22 protein-coding genes are annotated in these 23,764 nt (G+C 73.1%); 12 read left to right on the top strand and 10 right to left on the bottom strand.

The genetic code is table 11. The annotated features are described in order from the left end of the window. Positions 1-202 precede the first annotated feature (202 nt). From leuA to CHR28_RS26390, 6 genes are all read left to right on the top strand, one after another. Positions 203-1,924: a 2-isopropylmalate synthase gene (gene leuA, locus CHR28_RS26415; protein WP_094056190.1), complete on the top strand. Its 1,722-nt coding sequence runs from the start codon at positions 203-205 to the stop codon at positions 1,922-1,924. Between the two features lie 186 nt (positions 1,925-2,110). Further along, positions 2,111-2,809 (top strand): TerB family tellurite resistance protein, encoded by a 699-nt coding sequence (locus tag CHR28_RS26410; protein WP_094056189.1) that lies wholly within the window; start codon positions 2,111-2,113, stop codon positions 2,807-2,809. 279 nt (positions 2,810-3,088) lie between these two features. After that, positions 3,089-5,179: an MMPL family transporter gene (locus CHR28_RS26405; RefSeq protein WP_094056188.1), complete on the top strand. Its 2,091-nt coding sequence runs from the start codon at positions 3,089-3,091 to the stop codon at positions 5,177-5,179. Between the two features lie 50 nt (positions 5,180-5,229). Continuing rightward, positions 5,230-6,483 carry a sensor histidine kinase gene (locus tag CHR28_RS26400; RefSeq protein WP_094056187.1) on the top strand — a complete coding sequence of 418 codons (1,254 nt, stop codon included), beginning with the start codon at positions 5,230-5,232 and terminating at the stop codon, positions 6,481-6,483. Beyond that, entirely contained in the window at positions 6,480-7,142 is a 663-nt protein-coding gene (locus tag CHR28_RS26395; protein WP_094056186.1) for a response regulator, read from the top strand. The genes CHR28_RS26400 and CHR28_RS26395 overlap by 4 nt, the downstream gene beginning before the upstream one ends. Before the next feature lie 3 nt (positions 7,143-7,145). Continuing rightward, a complete protein-coding gene (locus CHR28_RS26390) occupies positions 7,146-8,333 on the top strand; it encodes a sialidase family protein (protein WP_094056185.1) in 1,188 nt (395 codons plus the stop codon). Here CHR28_RS26390 and CHR28_RS26385 read toward each other — a convergent pair. The 5 genes from CHR28_RS26385 to CHR28_RS26365 are packed head-to-tail and all read right to left on the bottom strand — an operon-like array spanning position 8,330 to position 14,855. Beyond that, a complete protein-coding gene (locus tag CHR28_RS26385) occupies positions 8,330-9,262 on the bottom strand; it encodes a dihydrodipicolinate synthase family protein (protein WP_094056184.1) in 933 nt (310 codons plus the stop codon). The genes CHR28_RS26390 and CHR28_RS26385 overlap by 4 nt on opposite strands. Continuing rightward, a complete protein-coding gene (locus CHR28_RS26380; RefSeq protein WP_094056183.1) occupies positions 9,259-10,278 on the bottom strand; it encodes an oligopeptide/dipeptide ABC transporter ATP-binding protein in 1,020 nt (339 codons plus the stop codon). The genes CHR28_RS26385 and CHR28_RS26380 overlap by 4 nt, the downstream gene beginning before the upstream one ends. Beyond that, positions 10,275-12,260 carry a dipeptide/oligopeptide/nickel ABC transporter permease/ATP-binding protein gene (locus tag CHR28_RS26375; protein WP_179272563.1) on the bottom strand — a complete coding sequence of 662 codons (1,986 nt, stop codon included), beginning with the start codon at positions 12,258-12,260 and terminating at the stop codon, positions 10,275-10,277. Before CHR28_RS26375 ends, CHR28_RS26380 begins: the two co-directional genes overlap by 4 nt. Beyond that, positions 12,257-13,219 (bottom strand): ABC transporter permease, encoded by a 963-nt coding sequence (locus CHR28_RS26370; protein WP_094056182.1) that lies wholly within the window; start codon positions 13,217-13,219, stop codon positions 12,257-12,259. Before CHR28_RS26370 ends, CHR28_RS26375 begins: the two co-directional genes overlap by 4 nt. Positions 13,220-13,223: 4 nt before the next feature. Then, on the bottom strand, positions 13,224-14,855 hold the full coding sequence (locus tag CHR28_RS26365) for an ABC transporter substrate-binding protein (RefSeq protein WP_094056181.1): 1,632 nt from the start codon (positions 14,853-14,855) through the stop codon (positions 13,224-13,226). Positions 14,856-15,096: 241 nt separating this feature from the next. Between CHR28_RS26365 and CHR28_RS26360 the strand changes: the two genes are divergently transcribed. After that, positions 15,097-15,837: a FadR/GntR family transcriptional regulator gene (locus CHR28_RS26360; protein ID WP_094056180.1), complete on the top strand. Its 741-nt coding sequence runs from the start codon at positions 15,097-15,099 to the stop codon at positions 15,835-15,837. Between the two features lie 33 nt (positions 15,838-15,870). Then, a complete protein-coding gene (locus tag CHR28_RS26355) occupies positions 15,871-16,317 on the top strand; it encodes a protein-tyrosine phosphatase family protein (RefSeq protein WP_094056225.1) in 447 nt (148 codons plus the stop codon). A 25-nt stretch (positions 16,318-16,342) separates the two neighbouring features. Here the strand turns inward: CHR28_RS26355 and CHR28_RS26350 are convergent, their stop codons facing one another. Next, positions 16,343-17,824 carry an alpha/beta hydrolase gene (locus tag CHR28_RS26350; RefSeq protein ID WP_094056179.1) on the bottom strand — a complete coding sequence of 494 codons (1,482 nt, stop codon included), beginning with the start codon at positions 17,822-17,824 and terminating at the stop codon, positions 16,343-16,345. 49 nt (positions 17,825-17,873) lie between these two features. Continuing rightward, positions 17,874-18,389, bottom strand: a complete 516-nt coding sequence (locus tag CHR28_RS26345) for a GNAT family N-acetyltransferase (RefSeq protein ID WP_256984413.1) — start codon at positions 18,387-18,389, stop codon at positions 17,874-17,876. A gap of 329 nt (positions 18,390-18,718) precedes the next feature. Between CHR28_RS26345 and CHR28_RS26335 the strand changes: the two genes are divergently transcribed. The 4 genes from CHR28_RS26335 (at position 18,719) to CHR28_RS26320 (ending at position 21,433) form a co-directional block, all read left to right on the top strand. Continuing rightward, positions 18,719-18,934 carry a hypothetical protein gene (locus CHR28_RS26335; protein WP_094056177.1) on the top strand — a complete coding sequence of 72 codons (216 nt, stop codon included), beginning with the start codon at positions 18,719-18,721 and terminating at the stop codon, positions 18,932-18,934. Between the two features lie 26 nt (positions 18,935-18,960). Next, positions 18,961-19,707, top strand: a complete 747-nt coding sequence (gene recO / locus CHR28_RS26330) for a DNA repair protein RecO (protein WP_094056176.1) — start codon at positions 18,961-18,963, stop codon at positions 19,705-19,707. A gap of 34 nt (positions 19,708-19,741) precedes the next feature. Continuing rightward, positions 19,742-20,575: an isoprenyl transferase gene (locus CHR28_RS26325; protein WP_094056175.1), complete on the top strand. Its 834-nt coding sequence runs from the start codon at positions 19,742-19,744 to the stop codon at positions 20,573-20,575. Positions 20,576-20,683: 108 nt separating this feature from the next. Further along, the gene (locus tag CHR28_RS26320) at positions 20,684-21,433 is read left to right on the top strand and encodes a YoaK family protein (RefSeq protein ID WP_094056174.1); all 750 of its coding nucleotides are present in this window, start codon (positions 20,684-20,686) and stop codon (positions 21,431-21,433) included. Between the two features lie 176 nt (positions 21,434-21,609). On the opposite strand, the gene CHR28_RS26315 is transcribed toward CHR28_RS26320, so the two are convergent. Genes CHR28_RS26315 through CHR28_RS26305 form a run of 3 tightly spaced genes read right to left on the bottom strand, consistent with a single transcriptional unit; the run spans position 21,610 to position 23,754 of the window. Further along, entirely contained in the window at positions 21,610-22,026 is a 417-nt protein-coding gene (locus CHR28_RS26315; protein ID WP_094056173.1) for a Fur family transcriptional regulator, read from the bottom strand. A gap of 58 nt (positions 22,027-22,084) precedes the next feature. Continuing rightward, the gene (locus tag CHR28_RS26310) at positions 22,085-22,987 is read right to left on the bottom strand and encodes a metal ABC transporter permease (RefSeq protein WP_094056172.1); all 903 of its coding nucleotides are present in this window, start codon (positions 22,985-22,987) and stop codon (positions 22,085-22,087) included. Further along, positions 22,987-23,754, bottom strand: coding sequence for a metal ABC transporter ATP-binding protein (locus tag CHR28_RS26305; RefSeq protein WP_094056223.1), 768 nt, complete (start codon positions 23,752-23,754; stop codon positions 22,987-22,989). The genes CHR28_RS26310 and CHR28_RS26305 overlap by 1 nt, the downstream gene beginning before the upstream one ends. Positions 23,755-23,764: the final 10 nt, after the last annotated feature.

The raw sequence follows: 23,764 nt of genomic DNA, 5'->3' as shown, positions 1-23,764 counted from the left end.
TGCGCGGCCGGTCCCGCATACTGATACGACCCCACGCGCAGGGAAGGGGCTCGGCTAGCATGCTGCGCATCATGCGTTTCGGGCTGCTTCTCCTTAGCTGCCGCGGCGAGGGCCTGTAGTCGAGGCCGACTCCCTCCCCGCGGAGCTTGGTGCTGCGTCGTCGGCCGTCCTTCCGGACACCCTCTGAGGAGCCCTAAGCATCATGGCGAACCGCCAGCAGCCCAGTTCCATGCCGATCCACAAGTACGGCCGCTACGAGCAGGTCGACATCCCGGACCGCACCTGGCCGGATGCGCGCATCACCACCGCCCCCCGCTGGCTCTCCACCGACCTGCGCGACGGCAACCAGGCCCTGATCGACCCCATGTCGCCCGCCCGCAAGCGGGCCATGTTCGACCTGCTGGTCAAGATGGGCTACAAGGAGATCGAGGTCGGCTTCCCGGCCTCCGGGCAGACCGACTTCGACTTCGTACGGTCGATCATCGAGGAGCCGGGGGCCATCCCCGACGACGTCACGATCTCCGTGCTGACCCAGGCCCGCGAGGACCTGATCGAGCGGACCGTGGAGTCCCTGAAGGGCGCCAAGCGCGCGACGGTCCACCTGTACAACGCCACGGCCCCCGTCTTCCGCCGGGTCGTCTTCCGCGGCTCCAAGGACGACATCAAGCAGATCGCCGTCGACGGCACGCGCCTGGTCATGGAGTACGCCGAGAAGCTGCTGGGCCCCGAGACGGAGTTCGGCTACCAGTACAGCCCCGAGATCTTCACCGACACCGAGCTGGACTTCGCGCTGGAGGTCTGCGAGGCGGTCATGGACGTCTGGCAGCCCGGCCCGGGCCGCGAGATCATCCTCAACCTGCCCGCCACCGTCGAGCGCTCCACGCCCTCCACGCACGCCGACCGCTTCGAGTGGATGGGCCGCAACCTCTCCCGCCGCGAGTACGTCTGCCTGTCGATCCACCCGCACAACGACCGCGGCACCGCCGTCGCCGCCGCCGAGCTGGCCCTGATGGCCGGCGCCGACCGCGTCGAGGGCTGCCTGTTCGGCCAGGGCGAGCGCACCGGCAACGTCGACCTGGTCACCCTGGGCATGAACCTCTTCTCCCAGGGCGTCGACCCGCAGATCGACTTCTCCGACATCGACGAGATCCGTCGCACGTGGGAGTACTGCAACCAGATGGAGGTCCACCCGCGCCACCCGTACGTGGGCGACCTGGTCTACACGTCCTTCTCCGGCTCCCACCAGGACGCCATCAAGAAGGGCTTCGACGCCATGGAGGCCGAGGCGAAGGCCAAGGGCGTCACCGTCGACGACATCGAGTGGGCGGTCCCCTACCTGCCCATCGACCCCAAGGACGTCGGCCGCTCCTACGAGGCCGTCATCCGGGTCAACTCGCAGTCCGGCAAGGGCGGTATCGCCTACGTCCTGAAGAACGACCACAAGCTGGACCTGCCGCGCCGGATGCAGATCGAGTTCTCCAGGCTCATCCAGGCCAAGACCGACGCCGAGGGCGGCGAGGTCACGCCGAAGGACATCTGGGCCGTCTTCCAGGACGAGTACCTGCCGAACCCCGAGAACCCCTGGGGCCGGATCCAGGTGCGCAACGGCCAGTCGACGACCGACACCGACGGCGTGGACACGCTGAAGGTGGAGGCCACGGTCGACGGCCAGGACACCGTCCTGACCGGTACGGGCAACGGTCCGATCTCGGCCTTCTTCGACGCCCTGCAGTCCATCGGCATCGACGTACGCCTGCTGGACTACCAGGAGCACACGATGAGCGAGGGCGCCTCCGCGCAGGCCGCCTCCTACATCGAGTGCGCGATCGACGACAAGGTCCTGTGGGGGATCGGAATCGACGCGAACACGACGCGCGCCTCGCTGAAGGCCGTCGTCTCGGCCGTCAACCGCGCGACGCGCTGACCAGCCTCGCAGGCGGTTTGAGGGCTCCGTCCGCCGATGTCCGGCGGGCGGAGCCCCGTCGCATACCGGCCAATCCCTGTGGAGGTCACGGAAAGGTCTCCTCCGGGGTGCTGACTCCTCCTCGCGGATGTGGCTAACATCACGCAAGCGCGGCGACGTTGCCGTGCGGCGTGACGGAGGTGCGACGTGCTGCCAGGACGGGGACGAAACGGCCGTGCCGCCGGGCTTGCCCGCATCCTGGGCACCCGTACCGCGTGGACGGCCGCCGGTGACGGGGAGTTCTTCTGCCCCGGCTGCGGCGGTGACCGCAACTACCAGCGGCTGACCGGCCAACGCCGCTTCACCCTGCTCGGCGTGCCCGTGCTGCCGCGCGGCGAGACCGGCCCGGTCGTGGAGTGCGCCGCCTGCCGCCGCCAGTTCGGCACCGACGTCCTCGACCACCCGACCACCACGCGCTTCTCGGCGATGCTCCGCGACGCCGTGCACACCGTCGCCCTCGCGGTCCTGGCCGCGGGCGGCGCCGGCTCGCGTACGGCACTGGAGTCCGCCGTGCTCGCCGTGCGCGCGGCCGGCTTCGACGACTGCACCGAGGAGCAGTTGGCCGCCCTCGTCGAGGCGCTGGAGGCGGACACCGGCCGCATCACCGGCGAACCCTGCGGCGCCGGGCTGGCCATAGAGCTCCACGAGGCCCTCGACCCGCTCACCCCGCACCTCGCCACCGTCGGCCGCGAATCGATCCTGCTGCAGGGCGCGCGCATCGCCCTGGCGGACGGGCCGTACACCCCGGCCGAACGGGACGTCCTCGCCACCGTCGGAGCGGCGCTCACCATCTGCTCCGACGACGTGACCCGCCTGCTCGCGGCGGCGGCCCGTACGCCGTCGTAGCAGGGGCGGCCCGTACGCCGTCCTGATAACGGCGGTGCGTGCGCCGTTGTGGCACCGGCGGTGCGTGCGCCGTTGTGGCACCGGCGGTGCGTGCGCCGTCGTGACACCGGCGGCCTTCCTACGCCCTCGTGGCACCGGCGGTACTCCCCGGGGAGTAATCCGGCCGCCGCACCGCCCCGCGCAGTACCCCCCGGCTCGGTCTCACGCCCGACGTGCCGGATCCCGGGCGCCGGGAGTCTGGAGTGCGTTCCAGACACCCGATCGGAGGGAGCCGGACAGATGGGGGCCGTAAGGACACGTACGGGGCGGCGGCGGGCCGTGCCCTGGGTGGTGGTCGGGCTGTGGATCGCCGCGCTCGTGCTGCTCGGGCCGCTCGCCGGGAAGTTCGCCGACGTCCAGCAGAACCGCGCCGTCGACTACCTGCCCGACAGCGCCGACTCCACGCAGGTGGCGCGCATCCAGGACGAGTTGCCGGGCGGCGAGTCGACCGACCTGGTGCTCGTGTACCACCGCGGCGGCGGACTCACCGACGCCGACCGGCGCACGGCCACCGAGCAGATCGCCGAGGTGCGCGGCGCCTACGACCTGGCCGGTGAGCCGCGGGGCGTCCCGTCGAAGGACGGCACCACCCTGATGTACCCGGTCTCCAGCACCCAGCCGGGCCAGGACGAGGAGGCCCGGGACGCCTTCGTCGACGGCGTCCGGGACATCGCCGAGGGCGGCGGCGGACTCACCGTCGAGGTCGGCGGTCCGGGGGCGCTGAACACCGACATGAACAAGGTGTTCGAGACGCTCGACGCCACCCTGCTGTTCGCCACGCTCGGCGTCGTCACCGTGCTGCTCGTCCTCATCTACCGCAGCCCCATCCTGTGGCTGGTCCCGCTCGCCGTCGCGGGCGTCGCCGCCGCCGTCGCGATGGCCGCCGGGTACGGACTGCACGAACTGTTCGACGTCACCGTCACCGGGCAGAGCGGCGGCGTGATGACCGTCCTCGTCCTGGGCGCCGGTACCGACTACGCGCTGCTGATCGTCTCCCGCTACCGCGAGGAACTGCGCCGCCACGAGCGGCCCTACGACGCCATGCGCGCCGCCCTGCGCGGCTGCGGTCCGGCCGTCCTCGCCTCCTCGGGGACCGTCGCGGCCGGGCTGCTGTGCCTGCTCGCCGCCGACCTCAACAGCAGCAGCGGCATGGGGCCGGTCGGCATGGTCGGGGTGCTCGCGGCACTGGTCGCCATGACGACGCTGCTGCCCGCGGTGCTGGTGCTGCTCGGACGGCGGGTCTTCTGGCCGCTGATCCCCGCGTTCGGCAGCGAGCCGAAGGCACGGCGGTCGCTGTTCGCCGCGATGGGCACCTCGGCGACGCGCCGGCCCGCCGCCGTGCTGGCCGGCGGTGGCGTGCTGCTCGGCGCGCTCGCCCTGGGCACGCTGAACCTGTCCGGCAGCATCAAGCAGGAGGACTCCTTCACCGAGCGGCCCGAGTCCATCACCGCGATGCAGACGCTGGCGCGGGAGTACCCCGAGCGCAGCAGCCGGCCCCTGACCGTCATCGCGCCCGACGGCGAGGCCGAGGCGGTCCTGGAGCGGGCACGGGCGACCGACGGGGTCGCCGAGGCGGTCCCCGGGCGCAGCGGCGCGGGCTGGACCGAGATCGCCGTCTTCGCCACCGCGCCGCCGGAGACCCCGGCCGAGACCCGCACCGTCGAGGCCCTGCGCGCCGGACTCGACCCCGAGGGCGCGTACGTCGGCGGGCCGAGCGCCCAGCAGATCGACCTCGCCGCCAGTGAGGCGCGGGACCGCAAGGTGATCGTGCCGCTGGTGCTGGCCGCGGTGTTCGTCATCCTGGTCGGGCTGTTGCGCAGCCTGGTCGCGCCGTTGCTGCTGCTGGTGGCCGTGGTCGCGGTGTGGGGCGCGGCGCTCGGCATCGGAGGGCTGGTGTTCGGGCCGGTGCTCGGCTTCGGCGGGACGGATCCCGGGCTCGGGCTGCTGTCCTTCGTGTTCCTGGTCGCCCTCGGGGTCGACTACGGCATCTTCCTGATGCACCGCATGCGGGAGGAGTCCGTGCGGGGGGCCGAACCGGAGGCGGCGGCGCTGACCGCGCTGCGGACGACCGGCGGGGTGATCGCCTCGGCGGGGGTCGTGCTCGCGGCGACGTTCGCGGTGCTGACGACCCTGCCGATGGTCGGGCTTGTCGAGCTCGGATTCGTCATCGCGGTGGGGGTGCTGCTGGACACGTTCCTGGTTCGGACGTATCTGGTGACCACGGCGAGTGTGCTGCTGAAGCGGCGGATGTGGTGGCCGGGGAGGCTCTCGCGCGCACCGCGCAGCACACCGGCGACGCGGGACGAGCCCGTCTCCGCGCACGCCCCCTGACCCGCCGACGGCGTCCCTCCCCTCCCGGAGGGACGCCGTCCTCGCCGAGGATGGTGCCCGTGCAGCAGCCCACCACCGCGTCCACGAGCCGGTCGCGCACCGCCGAGCGGGTCATGGCCGCCGTCAACCGCGACCCCCTGACCGCACCGCACGCCTTCCGCAACGACACCCTGCTCGCCTTCGTCGCGGCGGCGCTCGCGGCCGGCATCGCGCTGCTGGTCGACGACGGGCGCGAACCCGACGCGCTCGGCTGGACGCTGCTGCTCGCCGCGCACGCGCCGCTGCCCTGGCGGCGGCGCCGGCCGCTGCTCGTGCTGGCCCTGGTCGTGGCCTGTGTCGCGCCGTACCACGCGCTGGACAACGTCCACTCCGCGCCCACCCCGGCCACCTGCATCGCCCTCTACACCGTCGCCGTCACCGGCCGCCCGCTGCGCACGGTCCTGGTCGGCACGGGGGTCATCACCCTCTCCGTCAGCGTGATGCTCACCGTCAGCGCCCACGAGGCCCTGGAACTGCTGAAGATCTCCGGGTGGGTCGTCGCCGTGCTGTTCTGCGGAGTCGACGTGCGCTTCTACCGCCAGTACGTCGCCTCCATCGTGGAGCGGGCCGAACGGGCCGAACGCACCCGTGAGGAGGAGGCCCGGCGGCGCGTCGCCGAGGAGCGGCTGCGGATCGCCCGGGACCTGCACGACCTGCTGGCCCACAGCATCACCCTCATCGGCGTGCAGACCTCCGTCGCCGCCCACGTCCTGTCCGCCGACCCCGAGCGGCTGGACCGGGAGACGGTCGCCAAGGCCCTGGACGACATCGCCGAGACGTGCCGCGGCGCCCGCGGTGAACTGCGCACCACACTGGAGGTGCTGCGCGCCCACGACGCCGCGCACGACGGCGCCGGCACCCGCGGCCCGCTGCCGGGCCTGGACGGGCTGCCCGACCTGGCCGAGGCCGCGCGGCTCGCCGGTGCCCGGGTCGAGCAGACCGTACGGATACGGCACGTGCCGCCCGCCGTCGGCGCCGCCGCCTACCGCATCGTGCAGGAGGCCCTCACCAACGCCGTACGGCACGCCGGGCCCGGACCGGCCGTCCGGGTCGAGCTGGACGAGCGGGCGGGCGCCCTGCACCTGTCGGTCAGCGACGACGGCGCCGGACCGGCCGCGGGCGGCACCCCGGGATTCGGGCTGGTCGGAATGCGCGAGCGGGCCCGCAGCGTAGGTGGCACACTCGACGCCGGGCCGCGGTCCGGGGGCGGTTTCGAGGTGACGGCGGTCCTGCCGCTGACCACGACGGGGGAGAGGACCGGATGACGATTCGGGTGCTGCTCGCGGACGACCAGACCCTGGTGCGCGAGGCGTTCGCGATGCTCGTGGACTCCGCCCGGGACATGGCGGTCGTCGGACAGGCCGCCACCGGCCGGCAGGCCGTGGAACTGGCCCGCGGCGCACACGCCGACCTCGTGGTGATGGACATCCGCATGCCCGACCTGGACGGCATCGAGGCGACCCGGCTCATCGCGGCCGACGAGGACCTCGCGGGCGTCCGGGTGCTCGTGCTCACCACGTACGACACCGACGAGAACATCGTCGACGCCCTGCGCGCCGGCGCGTCCGGGTTCCTCGTCAAGGACACCCGGCCGGCCGAACTCCTGGACGCCATCCGGACGGTCGCGGCCGGTGAGTCCCTGCTGTCGCCCGGGCCCACGGCACGGCTGATCGAGCGGTTCCTGCGCAGTCCCACGGCACCGGCGACCGGTGGGCCCGAGTGCCTGTCCGACCGCGAGCGGGAGGTGCTCACGCTGGTCGCGCGCGGCCTCAACAACACCGAGATCGCCGAGGCGTTGGGCCTGAGCCCGCTGACCGCGAAGACCCACGTCAGCCGCATCATGGGCAAACTTGCGGTCCGGGACCGGGCGCAGCTGGTCATCGTGGCCTACGAGTCGGGGATGGTGACGCCGGGGAGCATCTGAGGGATGAGACTCCTCAGCCGTACCCTCCTGGTCACCTCGGTCCTCCTCACCCCCCTCACCGCGCAAGCCGCCACCGCCTCGGCCGCCCCCGGCTGCACGTCCTCCGTCCCGTACGTCTCGGGCGAGGGCGGCTACGCCACGTACCGCATCCCCGCCACCGTCGTCACGCCCCGGGGTACCGTCCTCGCCTTCGCCGAGGGCCGACGCGGCGGGGCGGGCGACAGCGGCGACATCGACGTCGTGCTCAGACGCTCGGTGGACGGCGGCTGCAGCTGGGGCCCGCTCACGGTCGTCGCCGCCGGAGACGGCGACACCCGGGGCAATCCGGCACCCGTCGTCGACCCGCGCAGCGGCGACGTCGTGCTCCTCACCTCCTACAACAGCGGGGACGTGACGGAGGCGCAGATCATGCGCGGGGAGGTCACGCCCGAGCAGAGCCGCCGCGTCTTCGTGCAGCGCGGCCGGGACGACGGCCGCCGCTACACCGCGCCCCGCGAGATCACCGCCCAGGTGAAGCACCCGTCCTGGCGCTGGTACGCGACCGGCCCCGGCCACGCGCTCGCCCTCACCCGGGGCCCGTACGCGGGCCGTCTGGTCGTCCCCGCCAACCACTCGGCATCCCCGCCGCCCGGCTCCCCGGACACCGGCCGGGAACCCCGCCACTACGGCGCCCACGCGCTCCTCAGCGACGACGGCGGCCGCACCTGGCGGCCCGGCTTCGTCGACGACTCCTACGACGGGACGGACAACGCCAACGAGTCCACCGCCGCCCAACTCCCCGACGGCGACGTGTACTTCAGCGCCCGTGACCAGCACGGCACCAGCGCGGGCCACCGCCTCGACAGCCGGTCGAGCGACGGCGGCGCCTCCCTCGACCGGCCCTACGCCGTGCAGCCCACCCTGAACGACGTCCCGGTCGTCCAGGGGAGCGTGCTGCAACCACCGGGCCGGCACGCGCCGTTGCTGTTCTCCGGCCCGTCCGACCCCACCGCCCGCCGGGCGATGGCCGTGTGGCGCAGCACCGACGGCGGCGCCACCTTCACCCGGGCGCTGACGCTCTCCCAGCAGCCGGCCGCCTACTCCGACCTGGTGCCGCTCGGCCGCGGGTCGGTGGGGATCCTCTACGAGACCGGCGTCCGGGGCAGCTACGAGACGATCGAGTTCCGCCGGATCCCGGCCGGTGCGCTCTAGAGCAGCCCGGCCGCGGCCAGGTACTTCCCGACCCGCTCCACCTCGCCCGGCGACAGCGGCACCTGCGGCTCGGCCGTCACCGGGCAGTCGATCACGCCCCGCAGGTGCAGCGCGGCCTTGAAGGCGCCGATCGCGGAGGAGCCCGGGCCCATGCGGGCCGGGTCGCCGACGGACACCAGGCCGAACAGGGCGCACAGCCGCTCCTGTTCGGCACGGGCCTCCTCGGTGTCCCCGGCGCGGTACAGGCGGTCCAGGCGGACGTAGCCGTGCGGGTCGACGTTGCCCAGGCCGGGCACCACGCCGTCCGCGCCGATCGCCAGGGCCGCGTCGACGATCAGCTCGGAGCCGGTCAGCACGCTGAAGCCGGTGATGCCCCGGTGGTCGCGGACGCCGGTCACGACCTGCCGGAAGGCGGCCAGGTCGCCGCTGGAGTCCTTCAGCCCGGCCAGCACCCCGTCGGCGGCCAGCTCCAGCACGACGTCCCCGGGCAGCTTGGTGTGGACGGCGACGGGGATGTCGTAGGCGAGGACCGGGACGGGGCTCGCGGCGGCGACCGCGCGGTAGTGGCGGGCGATCTCCGCCGGGTGGGTGCGGGCGTAGAACGGGGCGGTGACGACGACCGCGTCCGCGCCCGCGGCCGTCACCGCGGCGACGTGGTCCCGCACCCGGGGCGTGGTCATGTCGATCGCCCCGGCCAGTACCGGAAGCTGCCCGCCGGCGTGACGCACGACCGACTCGACCACCAGCCTGCGCTGCGCGTCGGTCAGATAGGCCGCCTCGGAGGTGGAGCCGAGCACGAACAGGCCGTGCACTCCTGCGCGCACCAGATGGTCGACGAGCCTGAGCAGCGAGGGGACGTCCACCTCGCCGTCCGGTGTCAGGGGCGTGCACAGGGGCGGGATGACACCGGCCGGCGGGGTGATCGTCATGGGGCCTCCATCGGGTCGCGCCGGGGGACGAGGTCACGGGTCGACTCGTCCTCCCGGACAGGATGGTGGCAGCGGAAGCGGTGCGCGGGCGCCGACGCGGCCAAGAAGCCCGGCATCCGTTCCGCGCAGACGTCGTCCGCCTTCCAGCAGCGGGTGCGGAACGGGCAGCCGCTCGGCGGGCGGGTCGCCGACGGGACGGGACCGGCCAGCGGGATGGGCTCGATCGGGTCGAGCAGACCGGGCGTGGCGGAGAACAGGGCGCGCGTGTACGGATGCCGGGCCCGGTCGGTGACCAGGGCGGCCGGGGACTCCTCGACGATCCGGCCCAGGTACATGGTGATCACCCGGTCGCTCATCCGCCGGACCGTCTGGATGTCGTGCGAGACGAACACCAGGGCCAGGTTCAGACGTTCCTTCAGGTCGAGCAGGAGGTTGAGGATCTGGGCCCGGACCGACACGTCCAGGGCGCTGGTCGGCTCGTCCGCCACGACCAGGTCCGGGTCCAGGGCCAGGGCCCGGGCGATGGCGACGCGCTGGCGCTGCCCGCCCGACAACTGGCCGGGCAGGGCGTCGGCGAGGGCCCGGGGGAGGCCGACCAGGGACATCAGCTCCCGCACGCGCTCCTCGCGTTGCGCGCGGGTCCCCCGCTCGTGCACGTCCAGCGGGTCGCGCAGGATCCGCCGGACGGGCAGCCGGCGGTTCAGGGCGGTCGAGGGGTCTTGGAAGATCATGCCCGTGCTCGCGCCGACGGCCCTGCGGCGCTCTGCGGCCGGCATCGCCCACAGGTCCCGTCCCCGGAACGCGACCGTCCCGCGGGTCGGCCGCTCCACCCCGACCAGCACCTTCGCCAGGGTCGACTTGCCGCAGCCCGACTCGCCGACCACACCGACCGTCTCGCCGGGCGCGACGGCCAGGTCCGCGCCGGTCAGCGCGTACACCCGGTCCCGGGTGAACACGCCCCCGCTGCGGGCCTTGTGGACGACGTGCGCGTCGGACAGCTCCACCAGGGCGCTCATGACACGGCCTCGGTCTCCGTCGTGGCCAGGTCCAGGGCCGGGTGATGGCAGGCCGCCGTGTGCGCCCGCGTCCCGGCCAGGACGGGGGCCGTCGTCCGGCACACCTCGCTCGCGCGCGGGCACCGGCCGGCGAAGCGGCAGCCCGCGGGGAAGCCGGCCGGGGACGGCACGACGCCCTTGATCTGCGTCATGCGCTCCTGCGCCGACTCCAGCGACAGCACGCTGCCGAGCAGGCCGCGCGTGTAGTGGTGGGCGGGGGACTCCACCAAGTCGGCCGTGACGCCCGTCTCCACGATCTGCCCCCCGTACATCACCACCACCCGGTCGGTGACGTCCGCGACCAGCGCCAGGTCGTGCGAGACCAGGATCAGCGCGAAGCCCAGCTCCTCGCGCAGCCGCAGCAGCAGCTCCATCACCTGCGCCTGCACGGTGACGTCGAGCGCGGTCGTCGGCTCGTCGGCGACGATCAGACTCGGGTCGCGGGACAGGGCCAGCGCGATCAGGACGCGCTGGCGCTGCCCGCCGGACAGTTCGTGCGGGTAGCTGCGCAGGGTGCGCTCGGGGTCCAGGCCGACCAGCGTCAGCAACTCGGCGGGAGTGCGCCGCCCGCCGCGCCGTACGACCTGCTTGAGCTGGGCGCGGATGGTCATGGCGGGGTTCAGGGAGGACAGCGCGTCCTGGTAGACCATCGCCATCTCGTGGCCGAGGAGCCTGCGGCGCACGCGCACCGGCTCGGCGAGCAGGTCCCGCTGGTGGAAGCGGACCTGGCCGCGCACCCGTGCGCCCTTCGGCTGGAGGCCCATGACCGCCAGCGCGGTCAGCGACTTGCCGCAGCCCGACTCCCCTACCAGCCCCAGCACTTCGCCGGGGTGCACCTCGAAGCTGATGCCGTCCACGATGTCCACGCCGCCGTGCCGCCCGTCGAAGCCGATCGCGAGGTTCTCCACCGCCAGCACCGGCTGCCCGTCCCGGGGGACGTGCCGGGCCCGGGCCCGCAGCCTGCGGGCCGCCTCCGTCAGACCGGGCAGCGGCACGATCTCCCCGCTGCCGGGCTCGGGCGCCTCCAGCCGGTCCTCGCCGGGCGTCCGCACCTCCCGGGCCGAGGGGGCCGCCCACGCGTCGGAGACGCCCTCGGACAGGACGTTCAGGGACAGCACCGTGACCAGCATCAGCAGCCCGGGGAAGACGGTCGCCCACCAGCCCCCGGTCAGCACCATGTTCTTGCCGTCGGCGATGACGCTGCCCCAGGACGGGTCGGGGGGCCGCACGCCCGCCCCGATGAAGGACAGCGAGGCCTCGAAGACGATCGCCTCGGCGACCTGGACCGTGCAGAACACCAGGACGGGCGCGGCACAGTTGACCGCCACGTGCCTCAGCACGATGTGCGGGGTGCGGGCGCCGATGACCCGTTCCGCGGTCACGTAGTCCTCGCCGTACTGGTCGAGGACGTTGGCCCGGACCACCCGGGCCACCGGTGGGGTGAACAGGAAGGCGATCGCGCAGATCAGCACCGTGATCCCACCGCCGAACACCGCCACCAGCACGGCCGCGAGGGCGATGCCCGGGAACGCCATCACCACGTCCAGGCAGCGCATCAGCGTCTCGTCGACGGCCTTGCGGGAGGTCGCGGCGATCGCCCCGAGCAGCGCTCCGGCGACCAGGGCCAGCCCGGTCGCGCCCAGCCCGATCGCGAGCGACCAGCGCGCCCCGTACATCAGCCGGCTCAGGATGTCCCGGCCCAGGCTGTCCTGGCCCATCCAGTGCCCGGCGGACGGGTGGCCCGTGCCGTCGACGGGCGGCTGCTGGTCGAGCGGGTCGTGCGGAGCGAGGAGCGGCGCGAGCAGGGCCATGAGGACGACGACCGCCAGGAAGCAGACGGCGGCCTTCGACAGGAGCGGGAGCCGGCGCCGGCCGCGCAGCCGCACCCCGGGCCGGGACAGCGTCTCGGTGAGGCCCTTGCGGGTCGTCAGGCGGGTCATCATGTGGTCGCATCCCTCAGTCGCGGGTTGACCAGCAGGTACAGGACGTCGATGACGAGGTTGACCACCACGAACCCGGCCGCCGTGGTCAGCACGACACCCTGGACGACGGCCGGGTCGCCGTTCTTCACGGCGTCGATCATCAGCTTGCCCATGCCGGGCAGCGAGAAGATCGTCTCGATGACGACCGCGCCGCCCAGCAGGTAGCCGACGCGCAGACCGAGCACGGTGAGGGGGTTGATCAGGGCGTTCCGCAGGACGTTCCGCCCGACCACCACCCGGGGCGGCAGCCCGCTGCCGACCGCCGTGCGCACGTAGTCCTTGTCCAGTTCTTCCACCACGGCCGTGCGCACGATCCGGGTCAGCTGCGCCGCCACCGGCAGCGACAGCGCCAACGCCGGCAGGGTCATCGTCCGCAGCCAGCCGGTGAAGGAGTCGGCCGGGTTGACGTACCCGCCGGTCGGGAACCAGCCCAGGTCGACCGCCAGGTACTGGATCATCAGCAGCGCCAGCCAGAAGCCGGGAGCGGCGACCCCGGTGAGCGACACGACCCGGATGAGCTGGTCGGGCAGCCGGTCCCGGTGGATCGCCGCCGTGACGCCGCCCAGCAGGGCCGCGACGACCGCGATGCCGAGGCCGAGGAAGGTGAGCTGGAGGGTGAGCGGCAGGGCGGTCATGACCTGGTCGATCACCGGTGCCCGGGTCAGCGCGCTGGTGCCCAGGTCGCCGTGGAGCAGGTCGGCGACGAAGGCGGCGTAGCGCACGGGCAGCGGGTCGAGCAGGCCGTGTTCCTCGCGGAAGTCGTGCAGTTGCCGCGGGGTCGGGTTGGCGCCCTGGAAGAACGCGGACGCCGGGTCGACGTCCGAGAACCGCATCACCAGGAAGACGAACAGCACGATGCCGAGCGTCAGCGGCACGAGCAGGGCGACGCGGCGCAGCAGGATCCGCAGGACGGCCGTCATGCCGTCAGGCCCACTTGGCCCGGAGGAGGTTGATGCCCGGGTAGGGCTGGGCCCTTATGCCGCTGAGCCGCCTCGGGTCCCAGGCGGTCATCAGCTCGTTGTGGACGACCGGGTAGAGCACGGCCTGTTCGGCGACGACGTCGATGTAGTCCTGGACCATCGCCTTCTTCTTCTCGGGGTCCGGCTCCCGGGTCGCCCGGTCCATGTCCTTGAAGAGCTGCCTGGCGACGGGGTCGGAGGCCCACCGGGTGTACTGCATCCACAGGTTCCCGGGGCCGTGGTTGTAGTGCATGATCAGGTCGGCGTCGAGGCCGAACTGGTTGGGGTTCGAGGCGGCGGCCACGACCTGGTAGTCCTGCTTCTGGTCCAGCTTCGTGAACACGGCCGTGGTCTCCTGCGGGGACAGGGTCGTGCGCACGCCGATCGCGTCCCAGGACGCCTTGATCGTCGGCAGGCAGTCGACGATCCAGCTGACGTTCACCGCCAGGATGTCGACGCTCAGGCCCTTGACCCCGGCCTCCTTCAGCAGCGCCTTCGCCCGGTCCGGGTCGTGGTCGTAGACGGTTGTGGCGCGGCGGTAGGAGGGGTTGCTCTCGTCGAGGAAGGAACTGGCCGGTGTGCCGTGGCCCTTGAGGGCGACCTCCACCATCTTCCCGGTGTCGATGGCGTAGTGCAGGGCCTGGCGCACCCGGACGTCGTCGAAGGGCTTGTGCGCGGTGTTGAACATCAGGAACAGGTTGTTCATCCCGGCCCCGCCGGCGACCGTGAGCCCGCTGCCCTCCAGTTGGCCGATGTTGGCGTACGGGATGTTGTCCGCGATCTGCGCGCCCGCGCTCGACCCGGAGATCTTCGCGACCCGGGGGGCCGCGTCCACGATCGTCAGCCAGTTCATCTTCTTGAAGGCGGGCTTGCGCGGGCCGTTGTAGGCGTCGAACGCCTCGAAGGTCGTGTTCGACTTCGGGTGGTGCGCGGTCTGCCGGTAGGGGCCCGAGCCGACCGCCTTGCCCTTGATGGCGTCGTCCCAGCCGCCGGGCCGTCCGAAGACGTGCCTCGGCATGATCTTGGCGAGGGTCAGCCGCGAGAGCCCGTCCGGGAAGGGGAACTTGAGCACCAGCTCGACCTGTCGTGCGTCGATCCTGCGGACCTCCTTCAGCCAGCTCGCGAAGAAGCCCTTGGCGAGGGTCTGGGTGTCCGGGTCGAGGATCCGGTCGAAGACGAAGACCACGTCGTCGGCGGTGACGGGCCTGCCGTCGTGGAACGTCGCGCCGTCCCGCAGGGTGAACCTCCAGGACGTGGCGCGCGGGTCCTTCGGCACCTCGGTCGCCAGGGCCGCGTACGGCTCGCGGGAGATCGGGTCCGTGTCCAGCAGCCCCTCGTAGATGTGGTGGTTGGCGGCCATGCAGAACGCGGAGGCCGTCTGGGTGGGGTCCCAGCTGCCGTCGTTGCCGTAGCCGATCACCGCCGTCAGCGTCCGGTTCGCCCCGCTGCCGCCCTCGCCGGTGTCGTTCGTGGACTCTGGCCCGGACGAACAGGCCGACAGCGACGCGGAGACGGCGGCTGCCGCGCCCAGCGCGCCGGTGTACTTCAGGAACGACCGGCGGTGCGGCGCCGGCACGTCGGGGGTCACGTCGCGCACGGGTCCTCCAGCGAGGTCTGGGGGGAAGGGACTGGCTGAGGAGATACGACGTCCTACGTCCTGCGGTCAGCGCGACCATAGGAGGGGCCGTGGGGCCGGTCAAGGGCTCGCACACGAATGGCCCATCCGTCAGAGGTCGCACCAATGGCGCGGAAGAGTGGCGCGAGTTGACTCTCTGTCGGCCCCGTTGTCGCACCCGGTGGCGCCGGAGGTGGGACGTGGGATGTCCGGGGCGCGTACGATGCGGCGCATGGCCGAGGAGCCCAGGACCAGCCGGATACAGCGCGAGGTCGTCCAGCTCATCCTCGACCGCAGACTCACCGCCGGGGCCCCGCTGCCCACCGAGGCCGAGCTGACGGAGGCCCTCGGCGTCAGCCGCAACTCCGTCCGCGAGGCGCTCAAGGCCCTCCAGGCCCTCGACATCGTGGAGATCAGGCACGGCTACGGCACCTATGTCGGCCGGGCCTCGCTCACCCCCCTCGTCGACGGCCTCACCTTCCGCACCCTGGCCCGCCACGAGGACGACCCGGGCGCCCTCGCCGAGATCCTCCAGGTCCGCGAGGTGCTGGAGGTGGGCCTGATCCGCCGGGTGGCCACGACGGTCACGGAGGCGGAACTGGAAAAGCTGGAGGAGGTGGTGGCCAGGATGGAGGCCGCCGCCGGAACGGGCGCCGGGAAGGACGACGGCCGCGCGGACCGCTCCTTCCCGGATCTCGACCGCGAGTTCCACGAGGTGCTCTACGCGTCCCTCGGCAACGACCTCGTCCCACAGCTCCTCGCCGCCTTCTGGACGGTCTTCCGGCGGGTCTCCGGCGCCCGCGGCCGGCCCTACGACCCCCCGCCCGGGATCACCGCCCGCCGCCACCGCGACATCGTCACCGCCCTGCGCGCCCGTGACGCGGAGGGCGCGCAGCGCGCCATGGCCGTGCACTTCCGGGGCATCGAGGCACGGGCGGCCGAGGCGTCGCGGGGCGTGGGCTGAATCCCCCCGCCCGCGCGGCGGTCACGGGGCATGATGGCGGGCGTGAGCGACCTGTGGAGCGAGCGAGACGCCGGTGTCCTGCATCTGCCCTCCGGCCGGTCGGTGCGCGGCCGGGGCCTGCGCCACCCCCTCGACCCCACCGCGCCCCACCCCTCCTACGGCGTCTATCTGCTGGGCCGCCGGCCGCCCGGGGTGCCCTGGGAGTCGGAGTGGATCCGCTGGCCCGACTTCCGGCTCCCGGCGGATACGGCGGCCGCCCGCGCGGTCCTGGCCGTGGCGTGGGAGCGGGCCGCCGGGGAACGGGTGGAGATCGCCTGCGGGGGCGGACGCGGCCGGACCGGCACGGCCCTGGCCTGCCTCGCGGTGCTGGACGGCGTACCCGCCCCTGAGGCGGTGGCGTACGTCCGGCGGCACTACGACCGGCGGGCGGTGGAGACGCCCTGGCAGCGGCGGTACGTCCTCCGCTTCGGCCGGGGGTGAGCCGCCCGGCCTCCCGCTGACGACGTCACGCGCAGTACAGGTCGGACCCGGGCCGCTCGCCGGTGGCGAGGAAGCGGGAGACGGCCCGGTCGCCGCAGGCGTTGCCGTTGGCGAGGTAGGCGTCGTGGCCCGTGGAGTTCACGGTGACCATCACGGCCCGGTCGCCGAGTGCCCGGCGCAGCCTCAGGGCGCCGCTGAGCGGGGTCGCGACATCCCGCTCGTTCTGCACGAGCAGCACGTTGGACGGCCCGCGGGCGGTGATCCGCACGGCCGGTTCCCTCGGCTCGTACGGCAGGGCGGCGCACGCCATCGGCCCGCGCGGCATGCCCGCCGTCAGCGGGAACCGCGCCCGGCTCTCGTCGACGTCCCCCTGGTAGGCGGCGGCCGAGTCGGGCCAGTCGACGTCGTTGCAGATGGTGCCGATCCCGACCGCGGCGACGTTCTGCAGGACCGGCTCGGGCGGGGACTCGGGCACGGGCGGCACGGTGCCCTTGCGGGCGGCCAGGATCGTCCGGGCCAGGACCGGATAGTCGTCGGGGTCGTAGAGGCTGCTCAGCATGGTCTGGCGGAGCACGGTGCCGTCCAGCCGCTCCGGGTCGGCGCCGGGCCAGGGCAGCGGCTCGCGGTCCAGCCGCGCGGCCAGGCGCAGGAAGCCGGAGCGCACCCCGGCGGCGGAATCGGCCAGCCGGTACGGATTCCCGGGGCGCGACGCCCAGGCGGCGAACTCGGGGAAGTTGTCCTCCACGCCCCGCTCGAAGGCGGCGAGCCAGCCGCGGGTCACCCGGGTGGGGTCGGGGTCGTTGTTGCTGTCCAGCACGATGCGGTCGGTGCGGTGCGGGAACAACTGGCGGTAGACGGCGCCGACGTACGTGCCGTACGAGACGCCCCACGCGGAGATCTTCGGCTCTCCGAGCGCGGCCCGGACGCGGTCGAGGTCGCGTGCCTCGTTGGCGGTGCTGATGTGCCGGATCAGCTCACCGCCGTTGCGGCCGCAGGCCTCGGCCATGCGCCGGGCGGTGGCCATGTTCCCGGCGACGGAACCGTCAGGGCCGGGCCAGGGCAGCAGCTTGGTCCGGCTGAGGTCGGCGGGGTCGAGCTTGCAGTCGACGGCGGTGGAGGGCGCCATGCCGCGCGGCGCGAAGCCGATGAGGTCGTAGGCCTCGCGCACCTTCCGCGGCAGCTTCTGCCCCTTGCCGGAGGGGTCGGAGAGGCTGTCCCCGCCCGGGCCGCCGGGGATGAGGAACAGCGCGCCGCGGCGGGCGGAGGGCTTCTCGCTCGGAATGCGGGAGACGGCGATCTCGATGGTCCGCCCGTCCGGGTCGGAATAGTCCATGGGGACTTCGACGGTGGCGCACTGCTGTCTGGGGTCGAGGCCGTCGCCGGAGCAGGCGGACCAGGTGAGCGGCTCGGCGCTGCCGGCGGACGCGGTCAGCGGGACGGCGAGGGAGAGCAGCACCGCCGAGGCCGCGGCGAGTGAGGCGTGACGCGTGATCTGTTTCCAGTCCATGAGCCGATCCTGACGCGCCCCGGCTCCACCCCACATCCGGGCAACTCCCTCATTCCGCCGGGGGATTACCCCCGCCTCCCGCCGGGGGGCGGAGCATGAGGACGTCCGTCGCGTTCTCGCTCTCCACCCGGAAGCCGTGACGTTCGTAGAGGCGGCGCGCCGGGCTGCCCCGCAGGACGTCGAGACGGACGGCGGTACCGGTGGCGTCCGTCCCGCTCAGCAGCGTACGCAGCACCGCCGAGCCGAGGCCCCGGCCCTGGACGCCGGGCGCGAGGTAGAAGTGCTCCAGCCAGTGGCCTTCCTCCGCCGGGCGCAGGGCGACGCTGCCCGCGAAGGCGCCCGCCACCAGGACGACCGACGTGTGCTCGGGGCGGAAGCCGTCCCGCAGGCGCCGGCGCACCCGGTCCGGGTCGTAGCGGCCCAGCCTTTCCAGATCCGGGCGCATCACCACCGCCCGCAGTTCCGCTATCGCCTCCACATCGGCCGGTTCCGCGGCGCGCAGGGACCATTCCCGGTCCGCTCGCGGCTCCGGCGCTGTCCCGGGCGGCCTCCCTGTCGTATTCACGATTCGATCATGCCGAACCCCTTTGTGCCGCGCCGCAGTTGTACGACACAGACCCTTCCCGAGTATAGACGCGGAGAGTCACCAAAAAATTGCGAAGAGTGAAACTCCGGAAGGAAGGGGAGGCCGGTGGAGGCACGACACTCGGCGCTCTGCGCCGAAGAAGCGGAGGACGCGGTGAAAGAATTGCGGGCGGAAAACGCCAGGACCGGAATGTCCCGGCCGGCATCGGGACTCGCCCCGGTGAGTTTCGCGCGGAAAGCCCCCTGCCCGCTCACGGACCAGGCCCGGCCCTCCCTCCGGCCCGCCCGCCCGGCCGCGGCGGTGGTGCGATGAAGCCCCCCGTCGGCGCCTACGTCGTGGACACCCGCAGCGGACGCATCGGCATCGTCATGGGGCATGAGGGGCCCTATGTGCAGTTGCGGCCGTACGGGGGCGGGAGGGAGTGGGACGCCGATCCCCGCGCCGTCCGGCACGCCACCCCCGCCGAGCGGCTGCGCGCGGCGACCGCGTACGCCAACGCCCGCAGCAGGGGCGAGGTCCCTTGACGCACTGACCCTGCGAGAATGGCGCCATGAGTCTGTTCCGCGACGACGGCATCGTGCTGCGCACCCAGAAGCTGGGTGAGGCGGACCGGATCATCACGCTGCTCACGCGCGGTCACGGCCGGGTACGCGCGGTCGCCCGGGGCGTGCGCCGGACCAAGTCGAAGTTCGGTGCGCGCCTCGAACCCTTCTCCCACGTCGACGTGCAGTTCTTCGCCAAGGGCAGCGAGCTGGTCGGCCGCGGGCTGCCGCTGTGCACCCAGAGCGAGACCATCGCGCCCTACGGCGGCGGGATCGTCACCGACTACGCCCGGTACACCGCCGGCACCGCCATGCTGGAGACCGCCGAGCGGTTCACCGACCACGAGGGCGAGCCGGCCGTCCAGCAGTACCTGCTGCTCGTCGGCGCCCTGCGCACCCTCGCCCGGGGCGAGCACGCGCCGCACCTCGTGCTCGACGCGTTCCTGCTCCGCTCCCTCGCCGTCAACGGCTACGCCCCGACCTTCAGCGACTGCGCGAAGTGCGGGATGCCGGGCCCCAACCGGTTCTTCTCGGTCGCCTCGGGCGGTTCCGTCTGCGTGGACTGCCGCGTGCCCGGCAGCGTCGTACCCTCGCCCCAGGCCCTGGAACTCCTCGGCGCGCTGCTTACGGGAGACTGGGAGACCGCCGACGCGTGCGAGGCGCGCCACGTCCGGGAGGGCAGCGGACTGGTGTCCGCCTATCTGCACTGGCACATGGAGCGCGGCCTGCGCTCGCTGCGCTACGTCGAGAAGTGACCGAAGCAAGCAAGCACGAGGAGACGAGACACACATGGCCGTACGCGGGATCCTGGGGCGCCAGCGCCGGGAGTACAGGACGCCGGAGCCGCACCCGTCCGGCGCGCGGCCGCCGAAGCTCCCCGGGGAGCTCGTACCGCAGCATGTGGCGATCGTCATGGACGGCAACGGCCGCTGGGCCAAGGACCGCGGCCTGCCCCGCACCGAGGGACACAAGGTCGGCGCCGAGCGCGTGCTGGACGTGCTGCAGGGCGCCATCGAGATGGGCGTGGGCGCCATCTCGCTGTACGCCTTCTCCACCGAGAACTGGAAGCGCTCGCCCGACGAGGTGCGCTTCCTGATGAACTTCAACCGGGACTTCATCCGCAAGACCCGCGACCAGCTCGACGAACTGGGCGTGCGGGTGCGCTGGGTCGGGCGGATGCCGAAGCTGTGGCGGTCCGTCGCCAAGGAGCTCCAGATCGCCCAGGAGCAGACCAAGGGCAACGACCGGCTGACCCTGTACTTCTGCATGAACTACGGCGGCCGGGCCGAGATCGCCGACGCGGCGAAGGCACTCGCGGAGGACGTGCGCAGCGGCAGGCTCGACCCGTCCAAGGTCAACGAGAAGACCTTCGCCAAGTACATGTACTACCCGGACATGCCGGACGTGGACCTGTTCCTGCGCCCGAGCGGCGAGCAGCGCACCTCCAACTACCTGATCTGGCAGAGCGCCTACGCCGAGATGGTCTTCCAGGACGTGCTGTGGCCGGACTTCGACCGGCGCGACCTGTGGCGGGCCTGCCTGGAGTTCGCCTCCCGCGACCGGCGCTTCGGCGGGGCCATCCCGAACGAGGAGCTGCTGGCCATGGAGGGCAGGCAGCAGTAGCCCCGGCCGGCGGCCCGGCCCGGCCGCGGTAGGCCGGCCGTAGCCATCGACCGCGTGTTGGGCCGTCCGCTCCCGGCGGGCGGCCGCCGTGCCGCCCACACTGGCCGCATGCCCGACGCGTCCCCGGCCCTCGCGAGTGATGCCCGGCGGGTGACGGTGCTGACCGTGCTCACCGTGCTGGCCGGTGCCGTCGACGCCGTCAGCTTCCTGACGATGGGCAAGGTGTTCTGCGCGCTGGCGACCGGGAACGTGCTCTTCCTGTCCTTCGCGCTCGCCAGGGAGGGCGACGTTTCGGTGGCGCGGCCCGCCACCGCGATCGGGGCGTTCGTCGCCGGTGCCGCCCTCGCGGGTGTCGCGCTGAAGGCCCTCGCGGAGCGGGGCAGGGCGTGGTTCCCGGCCGGGCTGGGCTGCGAGGCCGTGCTGCTGGTGGCCGCCGGGGTGGTGACGCTGTGGCGGCACGGCACCCGGACGGCCGCCGACGCGGGCCAGGACCACGCCGTCATCGCGCTCGTCGCGCTGGCCATGGGGGTACGGGCCTCGACCGCGCTGCGCGTCCACGTCCCCGGCATGCCGACCCTGCTGACCCAGACGGCCATCGCCGAACTCGTCAACGATGTGCTGAAGCGCCCCCGGACGGTGCTGCGCGGGATGCCGGCGCAGCAGCGGCTGGCGCGCACGCGCTGGACGGCCACGGTCGGCGGCATCTTCACCGGGGGTGTGCTGGGCACGTTGCTGCTGGTGCCGCTGGGCACCGGGCGGGCGCTGCTCGTCATCGCCGCCGCGGTGCTGCTCCTCGCGGCGGTCACCTCGGCGCTGCCGAGGCGTGCGGAGCGTGCCGGGGAGCCAGGAGGGGGCTGACCGCCTGCGCCGCCGCCCTACGGTGGTGCCGCTCTCGGCGGCCGGGCCGGCGCCGCCTGCGACAGAACCGGCCGGTCCGCGGCTACCGCCGCACGGAGGTGCCGCTCGGGGCGCCGGGCCGGCGCGCCCGCGTGGGAGCGAAAGGCCGGATCGCGGCTCGCGATGCGTTCGGTCGTCTACTTCGCGGCCGCCGCGCAGTCGGCGCAGGTGCCGAAGATCTCCACCGTGTGGGCCACGTTGACGTAGCCGTGCTCCGCGGCGATGGCCTCGGCCCACTTCTCCACGGCCGGGCCCTCGACTTCGACGGCCTTGCCGCAGGCGCGGCACACGAGGTGGTGGTGATGGTCGTCGGTGGAGCAGCGGCGGTAGACGGACTCGCCGTCGGCGGTGCGCAGCACGTCGACCTCGCCGGCGTCGGCGAGGGACTGCAGGGTGCGGTAGACCGTGGTGAGCCCGACCGAGTCGCCCTTGTGCTTGAGCATGTCGTGCAGTTCCTGCGCGCTGCGGAACTCGTCGACCTCCTGCAGGGCCGCCGCCACGGCGGCCCGCTGCTTGGTGGCGCGGCCCTTCACGGACGGTCCAGCGGTCGTCACCGTTGCCTCCTCACGTCTGCCTTGCCCGGGCCATTGTGCCAGCCCGGGGTGAGGGCGGTCAGACACCGACCTCGTCGGCGGCCTCCCGGCTGCCCGGGATCGCGCACTCGGCGGGGTCGCCCGCGGCGTGCGCGGCGGCCCGGGCCCGGGCGCGGCGGCGGGCCAGCGGGGCCGCGAGCGCCGTCAGCACGATGAACGCGCCGATGGTCAGCAGCACGATCGTCGCGCCGGGCGGCACGTCCTGGTAGTACGAGGTGACCGTGCCGCCGATCGTCACGCTCACCCCGATGGCGACGGCGACCACGAAGGTCGCGGCGAAGCTGCGGGCGATCTGCTGGGCGGCCGCCACGGGCACCACCATCAGCGCGCTCACCAGGAGCAGCCCGACCACGCGCATCGCCACCGTCACGGTGACGGCCGCGGTGACCGCCGTGAGCAGGTTCAGGGCGCGCACCGGCAGGCCCGTCACCCGCGCGAACTCCTCGTCCTGGCTGACCGCGAACAGCTGCCGCCGCAGGCCCAGGGTGACCAGCACGACGAAGGCGGCCAGCACGCAGATGGCCGTCACGTCCGACTCGGACACCGTCGACAGGGAGCCGAACAGGTAGGAGGTGAGGTTGGCGTTGGAGCCCGTCGGCGCGAGGTTGATGAACATCACACCGCCGGCCATGCCGCCGTAGAAGAGCATCGCGAGGGCGATGTCGCCGCGGGTCTTGCCGTACCAGCGGATCAGCTCCATGAGGACCGCGCCGAGGACGGAGACCAGGGTCGCCATCCACACCGGGGACCAGGTCAGCAGGAAGCCGAGGCCGACGCCGGTCATCGCCACGTGACCGATGCCGTCGCCCATCAGGGCCTGGCGGCGCTGCACGAGGTAGATGCCGACGGCCGGAGCGGTGATGCCGACCAGGACGGCGGCGAGCAGGGCCCGCTGCATGAAGGCGTAGTCGAGGAAGTCCATCAGCTCAGCAGTCCCGTGCGGATCGGTTCGGCGCCCGCCGGTGCGTGCGGGTGTACGTGGTCGTGGCCGGGCAGGGCGTGCTGTCCGACGGCCTTGGGGGGCGGGCCGTCGTGGACGACGCAGCCGTCGCGCAGGACGACCGCCCGGTCGATGAGGGGCTCCAGCGGGCCCAGCTCGTGCAGCACGAGCAGGACCGTCGCGCCCTGGGAGACCTGTTCCCTCAGCGTGTGCGCGAGGACCTCCTGGCTGGCCAGGTCGACGCCGGCCATCGGCTCGTCCATGATCAGCAGCTCGGGTTCGCAGGCGAGGGCGCGGGCGATCAGGACGCGCTGGTGCTGGCCGCCGGAGAGGGCGTCGACGGGGTCCTTGGCCCGGTCGGCCATGCCGACGAGGTCCAGGGCGCGCCGGACGGCCGCGTGGTCCGCCTTGCGCAGCACGCCGAAGCGGGCCCGGGACAGACGGCCGGAGGAGACCACCTCGGTCACCGTGGCGGGCACGCCGGACGCGGCCGTGGTGCGCTGCGGCACGTAGCCGACGCGGTGCCAGTCGCGGAACCGCCCGCGGTCCGTGCCGAACAGCCGGATCTCGCCGGCGGCGGTCTGCACCTGGCCGATGACGCTGCGCACGGCCGTGGACTTGCCCGAGCCGTTCGCGCCGAGCAGCGCGACGACCTCGCCGTGGCGCACGGTGAGGTCGATGCCGCGCAGCACGGGGCGCGAGCCCAGGTCCGCGCGGACGCCGCGCAGGGATACGACGGGCTCGGTCATGCCGTCCTCC

The organism is Streptomyces sp. XY006, from assembly GCF_002237655.1.
Lineage (GTDB): Bacteria > Actinomycetota > Actinomycetes > Streptomycetales > Streptomycetaceae > Streptomyces > Streptomyces levis.
This window is presented reverse-complemented; position numbering and strand designations above follow the sequence as displayed.

What these genes read in the sequence shown, in the direction of transcription:
- CHR28_RS26395 (WP_094056186.1), top strand. Translation starts at nt 6,480, where the DNA reads ATGACGATTCGGGTGCTGCTCGCGGACGACCAGACCCTGGTGCGCGAG.
- CHR28_RS26375 (WP_179272563.1), bottom strand. Translation starts at nt 12,260, where the DNA reads ATGATGACCCGCCTGACGACCCGCAAGGGCCTCACCGAGACGCTGTCC.
- CHR28_RS26310 (WP_094056172.1), bottom strand. Translation starts at nt 22,987, where the DNA reads ATGGACTTCCTCGACTACGCCTTCATGCAGCGGGCCCTGCTCGCCGCC.
- CHR28_RS26360 (WP_094056180.1), top strand. Translation starts at nt 15,097, where the DNA reads ATGCGGCGCATGGCCGAGGAGCCCAGGACCAGCCGGATACAGCGCGAG.
- CHR28_RS26335 (WP_094056177.1), top strand. Translation starts at nt 18,719, where the DNA reads ATGAAGCCCCCCGTCGGCGCCTACGTCGTGGACACCCGCAGCGGACGC.
- recO (WP_094056176.1), top strand. Translation starts at nt 18,961, where the DNA reads ATGAGTCTGTTCCGCGACGACGGCATCGTGCTGCGCACCCAGAAGCTG.
- CHR28_RS26385 (WP_094056184.1), bottom strand. Translation starts at nt 9,262, where the DNA reads ATGACGATCACCCCGCCGGCCGGTGTCATCCCGCCCCTGTGCACGCCC.
- CHR28_RS26380 (WP_094056183.1), bottom strand. Translation starts at nt 10,278, where the DNA reads ATGAGCGCCCTGGTGGAGCTGTCCGACGCGCACGTCGTCCACAAGGCC.
- CHR28_RS26355 (WP_094056225.1), top strand. Translation starts at nt 15,871, where the DNA reads ATGGCGGGCGTGAGCGACCTGTGGAGCGAGCGAGACGCCGGTGTCCTG.
- leuA (WP_094056190.1), top strand. Translation starts at nt 203, where the DNA reads ATGGCGAACCGCCAGCAGCCCAGTTCCATGCCGATCCACAAGTACGGC.
- CHR28_RS26305 (WP_094056223.1), bottom strand. Translation starts at nt 23,754, where the DNA reads ATGACCGAGCCCGTCGTATCCCTGCGCGGCGTCCGCGCGGACCTGGGC.
- CHR28_RS26390 (WP_094056185.1), top strand. Translation starts at nt 7,146, where the DNA reads ATGAGACTCCTCAGCCGTACCCTCCTGGTCACCTCGGTCCTCCTCACC.
- CHR28_RS26350 (WP_094056179.1), bottom strand. Translation starts at nt 17,824, where the DNA reads ATGGACTGGAAACAGATCACGCGTCACGCCTCACTCGCCGCGGCCTCG.
- CHR28_RS26325 (WP_094056175.1), top strand. Translation starts at nt 19,742, where the DNA reads ATGGCCGTACGCGGGATCCTGGGGCGCCAGCGCCGGGAGTACAGGACG.
- CHR28_RS26370 (WP_094056182.1), bottom strand. Translation starts at nt 13,219, where the DNA reads ATGACGGCCGTCCTGCGGATCCTGCTGCGCCGCGTCGCCCTGCTCGTG.
- CHR28_RS26400 (WP_094056187.1), top strand. Translation starts at nt 5,230, where the DNA reads ATGGTGCCCGTGCAGCAGCCCACCACCGCGTCCACGAGCCGGTCGCGC.
- CHR28_RS26320 (WP_094056174.1), top strand. Translation starts at nt 20,684, where the DNA reads ATGCCCGACGCGTCCCCGGCCCTCGCGAGTGATGCCCGGCGGGTGACG.
- CHR28_RS26405 (WP_094056188.1), top strand. Translation starts at nt 3,089, where the DNA reads ATGGGGGCCGTAAGGACACGTACGGGGCGGCGGCGGGCCGTGCCCTGG.